Raw genomic sequence first — 19155 nt, forward strand, 5'->3', positions numbered from 1 at the left:
CGAGAGAGGCACTTCGCTAAGTGGCCTGGGGCTTGTTCCACGTTCCTGTTTGGGGTGGGAATTGCCGACACGCTTTGTAAGCACCTGTTTAGGTGCTGGGTCAGGCCAGGTTTTGTTCCGTCAGACGCTGAACTGCCAAACGGCGGTAGTGAGAGGGGGTCATCCCCTTGAGCTGCTGAAAGCGCCGGTTGAAGTTGGAAATATTGTTGAAACCCGACTCGAAACACACATCCGTCACGGCCTTGTCGCCATCGGCCAGAAGCTCGCAGGACTTGCTGATGCGCAGCCGATTTACAAACTCGATAAACGTGCGCCCGGTCGCCTGCTTGAACACCCGGGAAAAGTACGTCGGCTTCATCCCCAGGTGTTCCGCCACTTCCTCCAGGGGCAACTCGCGCGCGTAGTGGGCGAAAATGTAGTCCACCGCGCGGTTGGTGCGGTCGATACTATGTTCATCCGCCAGTTGCGGCGTGGTCACGCCGGACAGCAACTGGTAGTCCTCACAGCTACTCAACACTTCCAGCAGGATAAAGAAGTGCCCCAGGCGCGCCATGCCCCGGGCGTCTTCGATACGCTGCATCAGGGTCATGGCCTGGGCGATGGTTTTCTTGCAGCGAAACTCAATGCCGGACTGCGCGCGTTCCAGCATGGGCGTCAAGGTCTTGAGCTCGGCAAAAATATGGCTGCCCTGCTCGAACAGCTCATCGGTGAAGTTCACCAGCATGTCGCGCTTGGGCACCACTTCGTCTTCCTCCACCTGGCTGATCCAGTTGTGGGGCAGGTTGGGCCCCGTGAGGAACAGGCTCTCCGGATAGAAGTTGCCGATATAGTCGCCAATAAACACCTTGCCGGAACTGGCGACGATCAGGTGAAGCTCGTATTCCTTGTGGAAATGCCAGCGCACCAGCGGGCAGGGGAAACCATGCTGGCGATAGATGATGGACAGGCCGTTGTGATCGTCCATCAGCTCGTAGGAAGGGTCGGTGATTCGCGTTGCTCGGGTCATGCTGCCGTCGCTTTATTGTGGTTGCTGCTTGGGATAATGCCCCCTCGCGCACGACCTCGCCAGCGCCGCGGTTTACAGGCTACGGTTTTTCGCCTCGATCCACTGGGACATGTACTGCGTACTTTTATGCGCATGGTGGCGCAGCATGCTGCCGGTGAAGTTGCTGCGGCGATGGGCGGCGAGGTGGCTGCGGCAGTGTTGCAGGCACTCCACCAGTGCAGGCCCGTGGACAGTGCGGTCATAACGGCCGGCAATCAGTTGGCGCCCATCCTGCTGGGCCTGGGTCCAGCGTTCGCGATCCTGATAAAGCGCCACGGCCGCCGCCGCCAGGGCTTCGGCGCATTGCTCGATGGCGCCGGGCCATGGCCGCTCATCGCCCATGGCCTCCGCGCCGATGGGGGTAGTGATGTTGGGCGTGCCGCACAGCATCGCATCGGCCAGCTTGCCCTTGATACCCGCGCCAAAGCGCAGGGGCGCGAGGCAGATGCGCGCGGCGCTCATCACTTGCAGGGCATCTTCGGCCCAGTTCATCACATGAAAGCCCTGCGCCGGGTTGTGCAGGGCGGTGGCCTTGGGCGGGGTGTAGGCGCCGTAGATATGCAGCTGGGCGCCCGGCAATTGCTGGCGAATTATTGGCCAGACGCTGTTCTTCATCCACAGTACGGCGTCCCAGTTCGGCGCATGGCGGAAGTTACCGATGCTGAGGAAGTGCGCACGCTCTTCGAACGGTACGAAGGCCTCGGTTGGCGGCGTCATCATCAGCGGGCACCAGTGGAGCAGGGCGGCGGGTAGCTTGAATTGTTCGGTGAGCAGGCGGATTTCCACGTCGGAGATCATCAGGCTGATGTCGCAGCGATAAATCGCGGCGATTTCGCGCTTGGCCAGGTCGGTGTCGGCCATCAGTTGGAACGCCTGCTCCAGGGCCGGGGCGAACAGCGCGCTGAAGTCGTCGCTGCCCGGGTGGGCCTTGAGGTGCGCCTTGAGGCGCCGCTGACGGGCGTCGCGCAGGCTTTGCAGGTCGGAGGTTTCCAGCACGCGCAGGGCGTCGGGGCAACACTTCTCCACGCGCCAGCCAAACTGTTCTTCCATCATGAACCGGTCGAACAGCACGATATCCGGAGCCAACTCGCGGACAAAGTCGTCAAAGCTGCTGCTATTGAGCTCGATCGCGCATTCGGCGATGCCCAGCGCCAGCAGGTCGGCCTTGTGCTCGCCCAGTGCTGCCGGGCTGCTGAAGGTAATATCCCAACCTTGTGTAAGAAAAGTTTCAAGGATCTGCATCATATGCCCGCCCGCGGCCGAGGAACGGGGCTCCGGCCAGACATAACCAATGACCAGGACTTTGGTGGCGGGCTGATTCATTAGAAACGGTTTCCTTGGAGGGCAGGCGCAAAGCGCGCAATTAAACCACAACCGCGTGGCATGACAATTTGTGTCTGGCGGTAGGTAGCCACGGTACTTTGTGGTTAACTTCCGCCTCTCGAATTCGTTTAACCAAAACCCAGCATAAGGATTCTGTTCATGGCTCAAGTCACTCTTCGCGGTAACCCTGTCCAGGTTGAAGGCGAATTGCCGAAAGTCGGCTCTGAAGCAGCAGACTTCACCCTGACCGCCGGCGATCTGTCGGATGCAACCCTGGCTACCTTTGCCGGCAAGCGCAAAGTGCTGAATATCTTCCCAAGCGTCGACACCCCGACCTGCGCCACGTCGGTACGCAAGTTCAACGCCCAGGCCAACGAGCTGAACAACGCCGTCGTACTGTGCATCTCCACCGACCTGCCATTCGCCCAGGCGCGTTTCTGCGGCGCCGAAGGCCTGGAAAACGTGAAGAACCTGTCGGACTTCCGTGACCCTGGTTTTGCCGTCGATTACGGCGTAGCGATTACCGATGGCCCGCTCAAGGGCCTGACCGCCCGTGCGGTCGTGGTGCTGGACGAAAATAACACCGTGCTGCACAGCGAACTGGTTTCGGAAATCGGCCAGGAGCCGAACTACGAAGCGGCCCTGGCTGTTTTGAAGTAACTGTTGCGGCGCGTTGGCGCGTTACTGTCGTTTTGCAGTAACACCCGTAAGACATGATTGCGGCCTGGCCTAGTCCAGGCCGTTTTTATTTGTGGCTCAGACGTTTAGCGAAATAGCCCACAGACTAAGCCGCAGAAGTTAAAAGTTGTAAGCCCAAGGTAAATAGCCGGTAAAGGCGCTTTTCTTAACGCGCTCCAGTGCTTATCTTTCAGCCTCCCGAAGAAGAAGCTCTCGCGCCCAATGGTTGATCACTCCATGCAATCCTCCCCCCGCAACTCCCGCCGCTGGCTGTTCGGCCTGCTCGTGCTGCTGGTTATCGCCGGCCTGTGCTGGAAATTCTGGCCAGGCGGCGCCGCCCACAAAGACGCACCGGCCGGGCATACCGGTAAAACCGGCATGGCGCGCCCGGGGTTCGGCGGGTCCACCGGCCCGGTGCCGGTGCGTGTAGCGCCAGCGGTGCTGGGGGAGTTCCCGGTGTACTACAAGGCCTTGGGCACGGTCACCGCGCTCAATACCATCAATGTGCGCAGCAGGGTGGGTGGCGAGCTGGTCAAGATCGCCTTTGAAGAAGGGCAGATGGTCAAGGCCGGCGACCTGCTGGCCGAGATCGACCCGCGCAGCTACCAGAATGCCTTGCTCCAGGCCCAGGGCACGCTGATGCAGAACCAGGCCCAGTTGAAAAACGCCCAGGTCGACGTGCAGCGTTATCGCGACCTGTACACCCAGGACAGTATCGCCAAGCAGACCCTGGACACCGCCGAAGCGCTGGTCCTGCAATACCAGGGCACGGTCAAGACCAACCAGGGCGCGGTGGACGACGCCAAGCTCAACCTCGAGTTCACCAAGATCCGCGCGCCTATCAGTGGTCGCGTCGGCTTGCGCCAGGTCGATGTGGGCAACCTGGTGGCGGCCAACGACACCACCTTCCTCGCGGTGATCACCCAGACCCAACCGATCAGCGTGGCCTTCACCCTGCCGGAAAACACCCTGGAAACCGTGCTCGCCCGTTATCACGCCGGCAACAAGCTGCCCGTGGAAGCCTGGGACCGTGGCGACGTCAAGCGGCAGGCCACTGGTGTGCTGCAAAGCCTGGACAACCAGATCGACGTCACCACCGGCACCCTGAAATTCAAGGCGCGTTTCGATAACAAGGACCAGGCGCTGTTCCCCAACCAGTTCGTCAACGTGCATTTGCTCGCCGATACCTTGCACAACGTGGTGCTGGCGCCGTCCGCCGCGATTCAGTTCGGCAACACCGGCACCTTTGTCTACAAGCTCGATGGCGACAAGAAGGTCAAGGTCCAGTCGCTGGTGGTGGGTGACACCGATGGCGACAACACTGTGATCAAGGAAGGCCTGGTCGCCGGCGACCGTGTGGTGCTGGAAGGCACCGACCGCCTCAAGGACGGCAGCGAGATCGAAGTGGTCAACGACAGCAGCGAAGTGCCGACGACGCCCACCGAACACCTGCAAGGCAAGCCGGCGGCTAAAGGGGAGACCGGCACCACCGCCGGCAAGGCGCAAAAGGTCGGTTCATGAACCTGTCGCGACTGTTTATCCTTCGTCCGGTCGCCACCACGCTGAGCATGCTGGCGATTGTTTTGGCCGGCATTATTTCCTACCGCTTGTTGCCGGTCTCGGCGCTGCCTCAGGTGGATTACCCGACCATCCGGGTGATGACCCTGTACCCCGGTGCCAGCCCCGATGTGATGACCAGCGCGGTCACCGCGCCCCTTGAGCGCCAGTTCGGGCAGATGCCCGGCCTGACCCAGATGGCGTCCACCAGTTCCGGCGGCGCCTCGGTGCTGACCCTGCGTTTCAACCTCGACATCAATATGGATGTCGCCGAGCAACAGGTGCAGGCTGCGATCAACGCCGCCACCAACCTGCTGCCCAAGGATTTGCCGGCACCGCCGGTGTACAACAAGGTCAACCCGGCGGATACCCCGGTGCTGACCCTGGCCATTACCTCCAAGACCATGCTGCTGCCCAAGCTCAATGACCTGGTCGACACACGCATGGCGCAGAAGATCGCGCAGATCAGCGGCGTCGGCATGGTCAGCATCGCCGGTGGCCAGCGCCAGGCCGTGCGCATCAAGGTCAACCCCGAAGCCCTGGCGGCCAACGGCTTGAACCTCTCCGATGTGCGCACCCTGATCGCCGCGTCCAACGTCAACCAGCCCAAAGGCAACTTCGACGGCCCCACGCGGGTGTCGATGCTCGATGCCAACGACCAGTTGGTGTCGCCCCAGCAATACGCCGAGCTGATCCTGGCCTACAACAATGGCGCGCCTCTGCGCCTCAAGGATGTGGCGCAGATCGTCGACGGCGCCGAAAACGAACGCCTTGCCGCCTGGGCCAATGAAAACCAGGCCGTACTCCTCAATATCCAGCGCCAACCGGGCGCCAACGTGATCGAGGTGGTCGACCGCATCAAGGCGCTGCTGCCGAGCATCACCGACAACCTGCCGGCCGGCCTCGACGTGACGGTGCTGACCGATCGCACCCAGACCATCCGCGCCTCGGTCACCGATGTGCAGCACGAATTGCTGATCGCCATTGCCCTGGTGGTGATGGTGACGTTCCTGTTCCTGCGGCGGGTCAGCGCCACGATCATCCCGTCGATTGCCGTGCCGCTGTCGCTGGTGGGCACCTTCGGGGTGATGTACCTGGCCGGGTTCTCCATCAATAACCTGACGCTGATGGCCCTGACCATTGCCACCGGTTTCGTGGTGGACGATGCCATCGTGATGCTGGAGAACATTTCCCGCTATATCGAGGAAGGCGAGACGCCGCTGGCCGCCGCGCTCAAGGGCGCCAGGCAGATCGGCTTCACCCTGATCTCCCTGACCCTGTCACTGATCGCCGTATTGATCCCGCTGCTGTTCATGGCTGATGTGGTGGGACGGCTGTTCCGCGAATTTGCCATCACCCTGGCGGTGGCGATCCTTATTTCCCTGGTGGTGTCCCTCACGCTCACGCCGATGATGTGCGCGCGTTTGCTCAAGCGCGAGCCCAAGGAAGAAGAGCAGAGCCGTTTCTACAAGGCCAGCGGCGCCTGGATCGACTGGCTGATCGAAGCCTACGGGCGCAAGTTGCAATGGGTGCTCAGGCACCAGCCGCTGACCCTGCTGGTGGCCATCGCGACCCTGGGCCTGACCGTGGTGCTGTACCTGGTGGTGCCCAAGGGCTTTTTCCCGGTGCAGGACACCGGGGTGATCCAGGGTATTTCCGAAGCGCCGCAGTCGATTTCATTCGCCGCCATGAGCCAGCGCCAGCAGGAACTGGCGCAGATCATTCTCACCGACCCGGCGGTGGAAAGCCTGTCGTCCTATATCGGCGTGGATGGCGATAACGCCACCCTCAACAGCGGCCGCTTGCTGATCAACCTCAAGCCCCACGGCCAGCGCGACTTGAGCGCGGCCCAGGTGATCACGCGCCTGCAACCGCAAATCGACAAGCTGGTGGGAATCCGCCTGTTCATGCAGCCGGTGCAGGACCTGACCATCGAAGACCGTGTCAGCCGCACCCAGTACCAGTTCAGCATGTCCTCGCCGGACGCCGACCTGCTGGCCCTGTGGAGCGGCAAGCTGGTGCACGCACTGAGCCAGATGCCGGAGCTCACAGACGTCGCCAGCGACCTGCAGGACAAGGGGCTGCAGGTGTACCTGGTGATCGACCGCGATGCGGCCTCGCGCCTGGGCGTCAGTGTGTCGACCATCACCGATGCTCTGTATGACGCGTTCGGCCAGCGGCAGATTTCCACCATCTACACCCAGGCCAGCCAGTACCGCGTGGTCTTGCAGGCCCAGTCGGGGGAAACCCTGGGCCCGGCGGCGCTGAACCAGATCCATGTGAAGACCACCGACGGCGGCCAGGTGCGCCTGTCCAGCCTCGCCCATGTGGAACAGCGCCAGGCGCAGTTGGCGATTGCGCACATCGGCCAGTTCCCGGCGGTCATGATGTCGTTCAACCTGGCCCCCGGCGTTGCCCTGGGCAAAGGCGTGGAGCTGATCAACCAGGCGCAGAAGGACATCGGCATGCCGGTGGGCGTGCAGACCCAGTTCCAGGGCGCTGCCCAGGCATTCGAAGCGTCGCTGTCGAGCACCTTGCTGCTGATCCTGGCAGCGGTGGTCACCATGTACATCGTGCTGGGCGTGCTCTACGAGAGCTATATCCACCCGATCACCATTCTCTCGACCTTGCCGTCGGCGGCAGTGGGGGCCTTGCTGGCCTTGCTGCTCAGCGGCAATGACCTGGGCATGATCGCGATCATCGGCATCATTTTGCTGATCGGTATCGTCAAGAAGAACGCGATCATGATGATCGACTTCGCCCTCGACGCCGAACGCAACCAGGGCCTGGACCCGCAGACCGCGATCTACCAGGCGGCGCTGCTGCGCTTCCGGCCGATCCTGATGACTACCCTGGCCGCCCTGTTCGGTGCAGTGCCGTTGATGCTCGCTACCGGCTCCGGTGCCGAACTGCGCCAGCCCCTGGGCCTGGTGATGGTCGGCGGCCTGCTGGTGAGCCAGGTGTTGACGCTGTTCACCACGCCGGTGATCTACCTGTATTTCGATCGCCTCGGCCGCCGCTGGCGCAAAGAGCCGCAAAGCCTGGAGCCGGTTGAGTCATGAACCTGTCCGGACCTTTCATTCGCCGGCCGGTAGCGACCCTGCTGCTGAGCCTGGCGATCATGTTGCTGGGCGGGGTCAGCTTCAACCTGCTGCCGGTGTCGCCGCTGCCACAGATCGATTTCCCGGTGATCGTGGTCTCGGCCAGCCTGCCCGGCGCCAGCCCCGAGGTGATGGCCTCCACGGTGGCCACGCCGCTGGAGCGTTCCTTCGGCGCGATTGCCGGCATCACCACCATGAGCAGTTCGTCGAGCCAGGGCTCCACCCGGGTGATCCTGGCGTTCGACTCCGACCGTGATATCAACGGCGCCGCGCGGGAAGTGCAGGCGGCGATCAACGCTTCGCGCAACCTGCTGCCCAGCGGCATGCGCAGCATGCCCACCTACAAGAAGATCAACCCGTCCCAGGCGCCGATCATGGTGCTGTCGCTGACCTCGGACGTGTTGCAGAAGGGCCAGCTGTACGACCTGGCCTCGACCATCCTCTCCCAAAGCCTGTCCCAGGTGCCGGGGGTGGGCGAAGTGCAGATCGGCGGCAGCTCCCTGCCGGCGGTGCGTATCGAGCTGGAACCCAAGGCCCTCGACCAGTACGGCGTGGCCCTGGACGACGTGCGCAACACCATCGCCAATGCCAACCAGCGTCGGCCCAAGGGCTCCCTGGAAGACGGCGAGCGCAACTGGCAGATCCAGGCCAACGACCAGCTGGAAAAGGCCAAGGATTACGAGCCGCTGCTGATTCGCTACCAGGACGGCGCCGCCCTGCGCCTCAAGGATGTGGCGAAGATCAGCGACGGCGTGGAGGACCGCTACAACAGTGGCTTCTTCAACAATGATTCGGCGGTGCTGCTGGTGATCAACCGCCAGTCCGGCGCCAACATCATCGAGACCGTCAGGCAGATCAAGGCGCAACTGCCGGCGTTGCAGGCGGTGCTGCCGTCCAGCGTCAAGCTCAGCCTGGCCATGGACCGCTCGCCGGTGATCACCGCGACCCTGCATGAAGCCGAGATGACCCTGCTGATTGCGGTGGGGCTGGTGATCCTGGTGGTGTACCTGTTCCTCGGCAACTTCCGCGCCTCGCTGATTCCAACCCTGGCGGTGCCGGTGTCGCTGGTGGGCACGTTCGCGATCATGTACCTGTACGGGTTCTCACTGAACAACTTCTCGCTGATGGCGCTGATCCTGGCCACCGGCCTGGTGGTGGACGATGCCATTGTGGTGCTGGAGAACATTTCCCGGCATATCGACGCGGGCGTGCCACCGATGAAGGCCGCCTACCTGGGTGCCGAGGAAGTCGGGTTTACCTTGCTGTCGATGAACGTATCGCTGGTGGCGGTGTTCCTCTCGATCCTGTTCATGGGCGGGATCGTCACCAACTTGTTCCGCGAGTTTTCCATCACCTTGTCGGCGGCGATCATCGTTTCGCTGATCGTGTCGCTGACGTTGACGCCGATGCTCTGCGCCCGTTGGCTCAAGCCCCACGTGAAAGGGCAGATGACCGGCCTGCAGCGCTGGAGCCAGAAGATCAACGACCGCATGGTGGCCGGCTACGCCACCAGCCTGGACTGGGTGCTGCGCCATCGCCGCCTGACCTTGCTCAGCCTGCTGCTGACCATTGGCGTGAACGTGGCGCTGTACGTGGTGGTCCCGAAGACCTTTATGCCGCAACAGGACACCGGCCAATTGATCGGCTTTGTGCGCGGGGACGACGGCCTGTCGTTCAGCGTCATGCAGCCGAAGATGGAAATCTTCCGCAAGGCGGTGCTCAACGACCCAGCGGTGCTCAGCGTGGCCGGCTTTATCGGCGGCAACAACGGTACCAACAACGCGGTGATGCTGGTCCGCCTCAAGCCCATCAGCGAACGCAAGGTGTCCGCCCAGGCGGTGATCGAGCGCCTGCGCAAGGATGTACCGCTGGTGCCGGGCGGGCGCCTGTTCCTGATGGCCGACCAGGACCTGCAATTCGGCGGCAGCCGTGACCAGACCAGCGCGCAGTATTCCTACATCCTGCAAAGCGGCGACCTGGCCGCGCTGCGCCTGTGGTACCCGAAAGTGGTTGCGGCGCTGCGTGAGCTGCCGGAACTGACCGCCATTGACGCCCGTGAAGGGCGCGGCGCGGCCCAGGTCACGCTGATTGTCGACCGTGACCAGGCCAAGCGCCTGGGCATCGACATGGACATGGTCACCGCGGTGCTCAACAACGCCTACAGCCAGCGGCAGATTTCCACCATCTACGACAGCCTCAACCAGTACCAGGTGGTGATGGAGGTCAACCCCAAATACGCCCAGGACCCGATCACCCTCAACCAGATGCAGGTGATCACCTCCAGCGGCGCGCGGGTGCCGTTGTCGACCATTGCCCATTACGAGAACAGCCTGGCGGACGACCGCGTCAGCCACGAAGGCCAGTTCGCCTCGGAAAACATCGCCTTCGACATGGCCCCCGGGGTCACGGTGGAGCAGGGCACGGCGGCCATCGAGCGGGCGATTGCCAAGGTCGGCCTGCCGGAAGATGTGATCGCCAAGATGGCCGGCACTGCCGATGCCTTTGCGGCCACGCAGAAGGGCCAGCCGTTCATGATCCTCGGCGCGCTGGTGGCGGTGTACCTGGTGCTGGGCATTCTGTATGAGAGCTACATTCATCCGCTGACGATCCTCTCGACCCTGCCGTCGGCCGGCGTCGGCGCGATGCTTGCCATCTACCTGACGGGAGGGGAGTTCAGCCTGATTTCCCTGCTCGGCCTGTTCCTGTTGATCGGGGTGGTGAAGAAGAACGCGATCCTGATGATCGACCTGGCGTTGCAGCTGGAACGCAACGATGGGCTAGGCCCGCTGGAATCGATTCGCAGCGCCTGCCTGTTGCGTCTGCGGCCGATCCTGATGACCACCCTGGCGGCCATCCTCGGCGCCTTGCCATTGCTGCTGGGCACCGGCGATGGCGCGGAAATGCGCCATCCCCTGGGCCTGACCATCATTGGCGGCCTGATTTTCAGCCAGGTCCTGACCCTCTACACCACCCCGGTGGTTTACCTCTATCTCGACCGCGCGCGCCACCGTTTCAATGCCTGGCGCGGCGTGCGTACCGATGCTGCCCTGGACACTGCGCTATGACCGATTCAACCAACGCCAATGCACTGCGGGCTTCCGACACGGCACTCATCCCTGTAGGAGCGAGCTTGCTCGCGAAAAAACGGCAGGCACCGCGTTCATTCAGGCTCGGCGCGTTATCGTTAACGACCTTCGCGAGCAAGCTCGCTCCTACAGTAGGGTTGGCGTTGTTGCTCAGCGCCTGTGCCGTCGGCCCGGATTACAAACGCCCGGAAGTCACTGAACCCGCGCAGTTCAAGGAAGCCCAGGGCTGGCGCCAGGCCGCGCCGAGTGATTCCCTGGCCCGTGGCGCCTGGTGGGAGCTGTATGGCGACCGCCAACTCAACGACCTGGTGCTGCGCCTGAATAATTCCAACCAGACCGTGGCCCAGGCCGAAGCGCGTTTTCGCCAGGCCCAGGCCCTGGTGCGCAGTTCACGCGGGGCGTTTTACCCCAGCGTCGACCTGAGCGCGGGCAAAACCCGCGCCAGCCAGGGCACCGGCAGCAGCAGCGCCAGCCTCAGCAGTTCCAGCAGCGGGATCCGTGACACCCTCAATGCGCAGCTCGGCGTGAGCTGGGAAGCCGATATCTGGGGCAAGTTGCGCCGTGGCCTGGAGGCCAACGAGGCCAGTGCCGAAGCCAGCTCGGCGGATCTGGCCGCGATGCGCCTGAGCCAACAGTCGGAACTGGTGCAAAGCTACCTGCAACTGCGGGTCATGGACGAGCAGACCCGCCTGCTGCAAGCCACGCTGGACACCTACCAGCGCTCCCTGCAAATGACCGAAAACCAATACCGCGCCGGGGTTTCCGGCAAGGACGCGGTGGCCCAGGCGCAAACCCAGCTCAAGACCACCCAGGCCAGCCTGATCGACCTGATCTGGCAACGTGCCCAACTGGAAAACGCCATCGCCGTGTTGATCGGCGAGGCACCGGCCAGCTTTAGCCTGGCGGTGAGCAAGGACATCCCGGCCCTGCCGCAGATTCCGGTCAGCCTGCCGTCGCAATTGCTTGAACGGCGCCCGGACATCGCCTCGGCCGAACGCTCGGTGATCGCCGCCAACGCCAATATTGGCGTGGCCAAGGCAGCCTATTACCCGGACCTGACGCTGAGCCTGGCCGGCGGCTATTCCAGCAGCACCTATGCCGACTGGATCAGCCTGCCGAACCGCTTCTGGTCGGTAGGGCCGAAACTGGCCATGACCCTGTTCGACGGCGGCCAACGCTCGGCGGAAGTCGACCGCACCGTGGCGTCCTACGACGAAACCGTGGCCAAGTACCGCCAGACCGTGCTCGACGGCTTCCGTGAAGTGGAAAACTACATGGTCCAGCTTAAGGTGCTGGAAGACGAGGCGGTGGTCAGCAACGAAGCCCTCGAGGCCGCCCGAGAATCGCTGCGCTTGACCCAGAACCAGTACAAGGCCGGGCTGATTGCCTATCTGGATGTGGTGACGGTCCAGGCCACGGCGCTGAGTAACGAGCGCACCGTGTTGACCCTGTTGCAGAGCCGCCTGGTGGCCAGCGTGCAACTGATCGCCGCGCTGGGTGGTGGTTGGGATGGGCAGACGCCGATTGCCGAGAAGGATTGATCGATCGTTCTCACGTGTGTGGGAACGCAGTGTGTGGGTAATTTCAATCAGTAGATTGGCGTCAAACTGCCACTAATGGCCCTCTGATAATTAATCAACTGTTCAAGAATTATTCTCGCTACAATCGCCCGCTTTGCCACTTGGTACGGGCGTTTCGGGTCCGTTGCCCACGAGAAGTCCCATGCTTATCGGTAGCTATTCCCCCTCGCTGGTCGCGATCTCGCTGTTTGTCGCGATCCTCGCTTCCTACACCGCCCTGGACCTCACCGGCCGCATCGCGACCGCCAAGGGGCGCGCTGTGTATTTATGGATAGCCGGCGGGGCCATGGCGATGGGGGTAGGCGTCTGGTCCATGCACTTTATCGGCATGCTGGCGTTGCGCCTGCCGTTTGCCTTGGGCTTCGACATCGGTATCACCGCGCTGTCGTTGTTGATCGCGGTATTGTCCTGCGGCTTTGCATTATGGCTGGTCAGCCAAGCGCGTTTGCCTGCCTGGCAACTGGCGTTTGGCGCGCTGGTCATGGGCAGCGGTATTGCCAGCATGCACTACACCGGCATGGCCGCGATGCGCATGACGCCGGGCATCGACTATGACCCCACGCTATTTGGCCTGTCGTTGCTGATCGCGGTGGTGGCGTCCGGAGCCGCACTGTTGATTGCGTTCAACCTGCGCCGCAACACGCCTTACGTACGCCTGGCCCGTGGTGGTGCGGCGGTGGTGATGGGCTTTGCAATCGTCGGCATGCATTACACCGGCATGGCGGCCGCAGGCTTTGCCGATGAAAGTTACTGCGCCGCCGTGCTGGATGGCTTGAGCGGCAAGGGCCTGGATAACCTGGTGTTGGTGACGACCCTGGCGGTACTGGCCATCGCGTTGCTGACGTCGTTGCTCGACGCGCGCCTGGAAGCCCGTACTGCGGTGCTCGCCGACTCGTTGACCCAAGCCAACCAGGAACTGACCCACCTGGCCCTGCACGATATGCTCACCGGCCTGCCCAATCGCACCTTGCTGGCCGATCGTATTCAACAGGCCATCGAGGCGGTAAAGGAGCAGGGCGGTTGCTTTGCCCTGATGTTCATCGACCTGGATGGCTTCAAGCCGGTCAACGATGCTTTTGGCCATCACATGGGCGACCAGTTGTTGCGCGAAGTCGGCCTGCGCCTGCGCGAAGACCTGCGCAGTCACGACACCCTGGCGCGCATCGGCGGCGATGAGTTTGTATTGCTGGTGCAGTTGACCCAGCCCGACGATGCCCTCGGCCTTGCCGAACGCCAGGTGGTGCTGATCAACCGCGCGTTCCAGGTGGCCGAGCATGAGCTGAAGATTTCCGCCAGCGTCGGCATCGCCATGTTCCCGGGCAATGGCAACTCCCCCCAGGAACTGCTGATGAACGCCGACGCCGCCATGTACCATGCCAAGGGCATGGGCAAGAACGGCTACAGCTTCTTTGATGTGTCGATGAACACCAATGCGCGCAAGCAATTGCAGCTGCTGCAAGACCTGCGCAATGCTCTTGAGCACGAGCAGTTCCGGCTGTATTACCAGCCCAAGTTTGATGCGATCAGTGGGATCCCGGTGGGCGCCGAAGCGCTGGTGCGCTGGGAGCATCCGCAACAAGGCTTGTTGTTGCCGGCGACCTTTATCGAACTGGCGGAAAAAACCGGCCTGATCATCCCCATCGGCGAATGGGTGCTCAATGAAGCCTGTCGCCAAATGAGCCTGTGGTACGCCCAGGGTTATGAGCACTGGCGCATCGCGGTGAACTTGTCGGCGTTGCAGTTTTGCCACGCCGGGCTGGTCAACAGCGTCGCCGGCGCCCTGGCGCGGCACCGGTTGCCGGCCAACAGCCTGACCCTGGAAATCACCGAGACCACCGCGATGAGCGACGCCGATGCGAGCATGACGGTGTTGCAGCAGCTGTCGGACATGGGCGTGGACCTGTCCATCGACGATTTCGGCACGGGCTACTCCAGCCTGATGTACCTCAAGCGCCTGCCGGCCAACGAGTTGAAGATCGACCGTGGTTTTGTGCGTGACCTGGAGCATGACAGCGACGACGCCGCCATCGTGTCTGCCATTGTTGCCTTGGGCCAGGCGCTGGGGCTGCGAATCGTCGCCGAAGGCGTGGAAACCGATGTGCAGCAGAGTTTTCTCACGCGGTTGGGGTGTAACTCCCTGCAAGGCTACCTGCTCGGCCACCCGTTGCCGGCGGACGGTTTCATGGCCCATATCCAGCGCGGCGAAGATGCAGCGGCGCCTGACAAAAGCCGTGCGTGACGGTTAGTATCGGATCCAACCCTAAACACCAGGTTGGATCAGGAGACCGCACGCATGGACAAAGTCCTCATCATCACCGGGGGGAGCCGTGGTATCGGCGCCGAGACGGCATTGCTGGCTGCCCGCGAGGGCTATCGCATCTGCATCAACTACCACTCCGATGAAAAAGCCGCCCACAGCGTGCTCGAGCAGGTTCGCGGCCTCGGTGCCCAGGCGATTGCGGTGCGCGCGGATGTCAGTATCGAAGATGAAGTGATTGCGCTGTTCCATCGCGTGGACGCCGAACTGGGCCGGGTCACCGCGCTGGTGAACAATGCCGGCACCGTGGGGCACAAGTCGCGGGTGGATGAGATGTCCGAGTTCCGCATCCTGAACATTCTCAAGACCAATGTGCTCGGTCCGATCCTGTGTGCCAAGCACGCGGTGCTGCGGATGTCGCCCAAGCATGGCGGGCAGGGCGGCAGTATCGTCAATGTGTCGTCGGTGGCTGCACGCCTGGGTTCGCCGGGTGAGTACGTCGACTACGCCGCATCCAAGGGCGCACTCGACACCTTCACCCTCGGCCTGTCGAAAGAAGTGGCGGGCGAGGGCATCCGCGTCAACGCGGTGCGCCCCGGCTACATCTTCACCGACTTCCACGCCCTGAGCGGCGACCCGGACCGGGTCAGCAAGCTCGAGTCCGGTATTCCCATGGCCCGTGGCGGGCGGCCGGATGAAGTGGCGGAAGCGATTATCTGGCTGCTGTCGGACAAGGCTTCGTATGCCACGGGGACTTTTCTGGATTTGGGTGGCGGTCGCTAGTGATGCAGTGCCTGTACCGGCGCCATCGGGGCATAGGTATCTACACAACTCTTAAAGGCTGACACATAACTCTGTGGTGAGCGGGCTTGCCCCGCGCTGGGCTGCGAAGCAGCCCCAAAACCTTCACCTCGATTGATTCTGGCACTCTGCGTTGACCTTATTGGGGCCGCTTCGCAGCCCAGCGCGGGCGGTGCGACGATTCGACAAGCCCGCTCACCACAGAAGCCTAATTGCCATAGATTCCGTATTCACTGGAAGTTGTGTAGATACCCATGGCCATCGGGGGCTTGCCCCCGATGGCGTCAGAAAGCGCAACGCCATCCCTCAAAACGACCGCACAATCCGCCCCAACGTCTCCATCGCCTTCTCCGAGACCTCGGTCCACGGGCTGCCGTAGTTCAGGCGAATACAGTTGCGAAAGCGCTGGGTCGCAGAAAAGATCGGCCCCGGCGCAATGCTGATGCCTTGCGCCAGCGCCATCTGGAACAACTTCAACGAATCGGTCTGCTCCGGCAATTCCAGCCACAGGAAATACCCGCCGGCCGGCTGGCTCACCCGTGTCTGCGCCGGGAAGTAGCGGGCGATAGCCGCCAGCATGGCGCTTTGCTGTTCTTCCAGGGCATAGCGCAGTTTACGTAAGTGGCGGTCATAGCCGCCGTGTTGCAGGTAGTCGGCAATCGCCGCTTGCGCCGGCATCGAAGGGCACAGCGAGGTCATCAGCTTCAAGCGCTCGACCTTCTGCGCATAGCGCCCGGCCGCCACCCAGCCGACGCGATAGCCCGGCGCCAGACTCTTGGCGAAGGAGCCGCAGTGCATCACCAGGCCTTCGTTGTCGAAGGCCTTGGCCGGCTTGGGTGCCTGCTGCCCGTAGTACAGCTCGGCGTACACGTCGTCCTCGATCAACGGCACTTGGTGGCTACGCAGCAGTTCCACCAGCGCCTGCTTCTTTGCTTCCGGCAATGTGGCGCCCATGGGATTCTGGAAACTGGTCATGGTCCAGCAGGCCTTGATCGGGTAGCGCTCCAGGGTTTGCGCCAGGGCGTTGAGGTCGATGCCGTCGCGCGGGTGCACGGGGATTTCCACCGCCTTGAGCTTCAGGCGTTCCAGCACTTGCAGGCAGGCGTAGAACGCCGGGGCCTCGATGGCCACCAGGTCGCCCGGTTCGGTGACCGCTTGCAGGCACAGGTTCAACGCTTCCAGGGCGCCGTTGGTGATCAGCAGCTCCTCCATGGGCAGCATCAGGCCGCCGACCATATAGCGCAGGGCAATCTGCCGACGCAGTTGCGGGTTGCCCGGCGACATGTCGGTGACCACCAGACGCGGGTCCATCTCGCGGCTGGCGCTGGCCAGGGAGCGGGCCAGGCGCGGCAGCGGGAACAGCATGGGGCTGGGGAAGGCCGAGCCGAAGGGCACGGTGTTGGGGTCTTTGATCGAATCGAGTACCGAGAACACCAGTTCGCTGACATCGACTTCGGTGGACTCATGCACCTGCTCGCTCACCACCGGTTCGGAGAACGGGCTGGGTGCATGGGTGTTGACGAAATAGCCGGAGCGCGGCCGTGCCCGGATCAGCCCGCGACGCTCCAACAGGTAGTAGGCCTGGAACACCGTGGACGGGCTGACGCCATAGGTCTGGCTGGCATAGCGTACCGACGGCACACGCTGGCCGGGGCCGAGCACGCCGGAGCGGATCAGTTCTGCGATGTCATCGGCGAATTTTTCGTAGCGTTTCATGTTGGCCTTAAACAAATAGGTAATATGAGTCCAGCCCCCTCCCACATTTGATCTGCATCATTTTCGATAGCGAGGTCTCAGCGGTTGAGCGGTGCCACAAAGCGACTGTCGGCGGCGCTGTAGATCCACGGCTCGTCCACATCCGAAACCTTGAAGCGCACTGTCTGCGAACTGCTCGCCGGCTTGTCGGCCAGCAATGCCACCGAAACCGGCACATCGACGATTTCCCCCGGTGCCAGGCTGATCTCGGTCTTGCCTTGCAGTTGGAAACCCTCTGCATCCAGCAGCTCCACCCGGTATTCCTGGCGCTGCTGTGTCTTGTTGATGACCTTGAGGCTGTAGATGTTTTCGATCTGGCCCTGGGCGTTCTCGCGGAACATGCCACGGTCCTTGGTCACGTCCAGCGACACCATTGGCCGCTCCACCAATGCCACCACCAACGCCGCAATCATCACCAGCAGCACCGCACTGTAGCCGATCAGGCGCGGCCTGAGCAGGTGGGTCTTGCCGCCTTGGAGTTGATGCTCGGAGGTGTAGCTCACCAAGCCCCGCGCATAGCCCATCTTGTCCATGATCGAATCGCAGGCGTCGATGCACGCCGCGCAGCCGATGCACTCCATTTGCAGGCCGTCGCGGATGTCGATGCCGGTGGGGCAGACCTGCACGCACAGCTGGCAGTCAATACAGTCACCCAGGCCGACAGCGGCCGGCGTGACCTCGCGTTTACGCGGGCCGCGATGCTCGCCACGGGCGCTATCGTAGGAAATGGTCAGGGTGTCTTTATCGAACATCACGCTCTGGAACCGCGCATACGGACACATATGCATGCACACCGCTTCACGCAGCCAGCCGGCGTTGATGTAGGTGGCGGCGGTAAAAAACAGCACCCAGAAGAGACTCACGCCCCCCATTTGCCAGGTCAGCAGTTCGGCGGCCAGGGGGCGGATTGGCGTGAAGTAGCCGACAAAGGTCAGCCCGGTGAGCACGCTGATGCCCAGCCACAACGTGTGTTTGGCCGAGCGTCGCGCGAGTTTGTTCAGGCTCCAGGGCGCCGCTTGCAGCTTGATACGCTGGTTGCGCTCGCCCTCGGTGACCTTTTCGCACCACATGAACAGCCAGGTAAACGAGCTTTGCGGGCAGGTGTAGCCACACCACACGCGACCGGCGAACACCGTAATCGCAAACAGGCCGAAGGCACAGATGATCAGCAAAGCCGATAACAGGATGAAGTCCTGGGGCCAGAAGGTGGCGCCGAAAATATGGAATTTACTCTCGGCCAAATCCCACAGCACGGCTTGCCGCCCACCCCAGTTCAGCCACACCGTGCCGAAGAACGCCAGGAACAGAAAGCCCGCGCCAGCCACGCGCAAGGTGCGGAACAGGCCGGTGAAACTGCGGGTATGGATCAGGTTGTCGCTGGATTTGGCCTTCACCTTCTTTGGGTGGATCGGCTCAAAGGTTTCCACGGTTGGGATTCGTTCGCTCATGGTCGTTCGCTCATCAGCCTCCATCAGGCCGATGAACTATGCGCGCCGGTCTGTTTGCATAACAGGCTCAGGTATGGCGATAAAAAGCGGATCAGATGGGCTTTGGCCATGGGCCTGCGTCAATGTGCTGCACCCCATGGCGCTGGAGGTGCAGCTAGATCTGGCGCGTGCTGATACAGATCAATTAAATCAGCGAACCAGGTTCTTCAGCCTTTACATGTTGGCGCCCATCATGGGCACCTGCCACCGTCAGGGCGTCGGCCTCGGCTTCGGTGATATAGATCCGCTCGGCGGCCAGTTCCACGTACGACATGGATTTGTCGGTGTCGGTAACGATATGGACGCGGGTCGCCGGCACGCTCTGTTCCTGGCCATTGTCATCGAGCATGAAGTAGCACAGTTGGTTTTCGATACGCAGGGGCATGCCGGTCTCCTTTTTCATGGGGTATGAAGGTTAGGGGGCAGCAAGGTGTGTGGGTTCAAGGCAACTGACTGGCGGTCGCCGCTGTCCATCCTTTATCCAT

General features: G+C 62.4%; 12 protein-coding genes. 7 read left to right on the plus strand and 5 right to left on the minus strand.

Translation table 11 applies throughout. The annotated features are described in order from the left end of the window. Nucleotides 1-100 precede the first annotated feature (100 nt). Nucleotides 101-1006, minus strand: coding sequence for an AraC family transcriptional regulator (locus BLW22_RS12180; RefSeq protein WP_027606399.1), 906 nt, complete (start codon nt 1004-1006; stop codon nt 101-103). 72 nt (nt 1007-1078) lie between these two features. Further along, nucleotides 1079-2368: a glycosyltransferase gene (locus tag BLW22_RS12185; protein WP_074846470.1), complete on the minus strand. Its 1290-nt coding sequence runs from the start codon at nt 2366-2368 to the stop codon at nt 1079-1081. A 159-nt stretch (nt 2369-2527) separates the two neighbouring features. Between BLW22_RS12185 and tpx the strand changes: the two genes are divergently transcribed. The 7 genes from tpx (at nt 2528) to BLW22_RS12220 (ending at nt 15410) form a co-directional block, all read left to right on the plus strand. Further along, a complete protein-coding gene (tpx, locus tag BLW22_RS12190; RefSeq protein ID WP_065927848.1) occupies nt 2528-3028 on the plus strand; it encodes a thiol peroxidase in 501 nt (166 codons plus the stop codon). Between the two features lie 240 nt (nt 3029-3268). Then, a complete protein-coding gene (locus BLW22_RS12195; protein WP_074846473.1) occupies nt 3269-4567 on the plus strand; it encodes an MdtA/MuxA family multidrug efflux RND transporter periplasmic adaptor subunit in 1299 nt (432 codons plus the stop codon). Next, the gene (locus tag BLW22_RS12200; RefSeq protein ID WP_065927846.1) at nt 4564-7665 is read left to right on the plus strand and encodes an MdtB/MuxB family multidrug efflux RND transporter permease subunit; all 3102 of its coding nucleotides are present in this window, start codon (nt 4564-4566) and stop codon (nt 7663-7665) included. The genes BLW22_RS12195 and BLW22_RS12200 overlap by 4 nt, the downstream gene beginning before the upstream one ends. Next, nucleotides 7662-10769 (plus strand): efflux RND transporter permease subunit, encoded by a 3108-nt coding sequence (locus BLW22_RS12205; protein WP_065927845.1) that lies wholly within the window; start codon nt 7662-7664, stop codon nt 10767-10769. Before BLW22_RS12200 ends, BLW22_RS12205 begins: the two co-directional genes overlap by 4 nt. Further along, nucleotides 10766-12331: an efflux transporter outer membrane subunit gene (locus BLW22_RS12210; RefSeq protein ID WP_074846476.1), complete on the plus strand. Its 1566-nt coding sequence runs from the start codon at nt 10766-10768 to the stop codon at nt 12329-12331. Before BLW22_RS12205 ends, BLW22_RS12210 begins: the two co-directional genes overlap by 4 nt. A gap of 181 nt (nt 12332-12512) precedes the next feature. Continuing rightward, nucleotides 12513-14609, plus strand: a complete 2097-nt coding sequence (locus BLW22_RS12215; protein ID WP_074846479.1) for a putative bifunctional diguanylate cyclase/phosphodiesterase — start codon at nt 12513-12515, stop codon at nt 14607-14609. 54 nt (nt 14610-14663) lie between these two features. Next, the gene (locus tag BLW22_RS12220; RefSeq protein ID WP_065927843.1) at nt 14664-15410 is read left to right on the plus strand and encodes an SDR family oxidoreductase; all 747 of its coding nucleotides are present in this window, start codon (nt 14664-14666) and stop codon (nt 15408-15410) included. A 324-nt stretch (nt 15411-15734) separates the two neighbouring features. Here the strand turns inward: BLW22_RS12220 and mapR are convergent, their stop codons facing one another. The 3 genes from mapR to BLW22_RS12235 form a co-directional block, all read right to left on the minus strand. After that, the gene (mapR, locus tag BLW22_RS12225; RefSeq protein WP_065927972.1) at nt 15735-17144 is read right to left on the minus strand and encodes a GntR family transcriptional regulator MpaR; all 1410 of its coding nucleotides are present in this window, start codon (nt 17142-17144) and stop codon (nt 15735-15737) included. Between the two features lie 77 nt (nt 17145-17221). Beyond that, nucleotides 17222-18631 (minus strand): cytochrome c oxidase accessory protein CcoG, encoded by a 1410-nt coding sequence (gene ccoG / locus BLW22_RS12230; protein WP_065941279.1) that lies wholly within the window; start codon nt 18629-18631, stop codon nt 17222-17224. Between the two features lie 184 nt (nt 18632-18815). Continuing rightward, the gene (locus BLW22_RS12235) at nt 18816-19055 is read right to left on the minus strand and encodes a DUF3203 family protein (RefSeq protein ID WP_027606388.1); all 240 of its coding nucleotides are present in this window, start codon (nt 19053-19055) and stop codon (nt 18816-18818) included. Nucleotides 19056-19155 lie beyond the last annotated feature (100 nt).

The sequence above is a fragment of the Pseudomonas marginalis genome (assembly GCF_900105325.1).
In the GTDB taxonomy this organism is placed as follows: Bacteria; Pseudomonadota; Gammaproteobacteria; order Pseudomonadales; family Pseudomonadaceae; genus Aquipseudomonas; species Aquipseudomonas marginalis.

Bases quoted from the DNA above. Each gene is read 5' to 3' on its own strand.
- ccoG (WP_065941279.1), bottom strand. From the start codon at position 18,631: ATGAGCGAACGAATCCCAACCGTGGAAACCTTTGAGCCGATCCACCCA.
- BLW22_RS12210 (WP_074846476.1), top strand. From the start codon at position 10,766: ATGACCGATTCAACCAACGCCAATGCACTGCGGGCTTCCGACACGGCA.
- tpx (WP_065927848.1), top strand. From the start codon at position 2,528: ATGGCTCAAGTCACTCTTCGCGGTAACCCTGTCCAGGTTGAAGGCGAA.
- BLW22_RS12200 (WP_065927846.1), top strand. From the start codon at position 4,564: ATGAACCTGTCGCGACTGTTTATCCTTCGTCCGGTCGCCACCACGCTG.
- BLW22_RS12195 (WP_074846473.1), top strand. From the start codon at position 3,269: ATGGTTGATCACTCCATGCAATCCTCCCCCCGCAACTCCCGCCGCTGG.
- BLW22_RS12235 (WP_027606388.1), bottom strand. From the start codon at position 19,055: ATGCCCCTGCGTATCGAAAACCAACTGTGCTACTTCATGCTCGATGAC.
- BLW22_RS12185 (WP_074846470.1), bottom strand. From the start codon at position 2,368: ATGAATCAGCCCGCCACCAAAGTCCTGGTCATTGGTTATGTCTGGCCG.
- BLW22_RS12180 (WP_027606399.1), bottom strand. From the start codon at position 1,006: ATGACCCGAGCAACGCGAATCACCGACCCTTCCTACGAGCTGATGGAC.
- mapR (WP_065927972.1), bottom strand. From the start codon at position 17,144: ATGAAACGCTACGAAAAATTCGCCGATGACATCGCAGAACTGATCCGC.
- BLW22_RS12205 (WP_065927845.1), top strand. From the start codon at position 7,662: ATGAACCTGTCCGGACCTTTCATTCGCCGGCCGGTAGCGACCCTGCTG.
- BLW22_RS12215 (WP_074846479.1), top strand. From the start codon at position 12,513: ATGCTTATCGGTAGCTATTCCCCCTCGCTGGTCGCGATCTCGCTGTTT.
- BLW22_RS12220 (WP_065927843.1), top strand. From the start codon at position 14,664: ATGGACAAAGTCCTCATCATCACCGGGGGGAGCCGTGGTATCGGCGCC.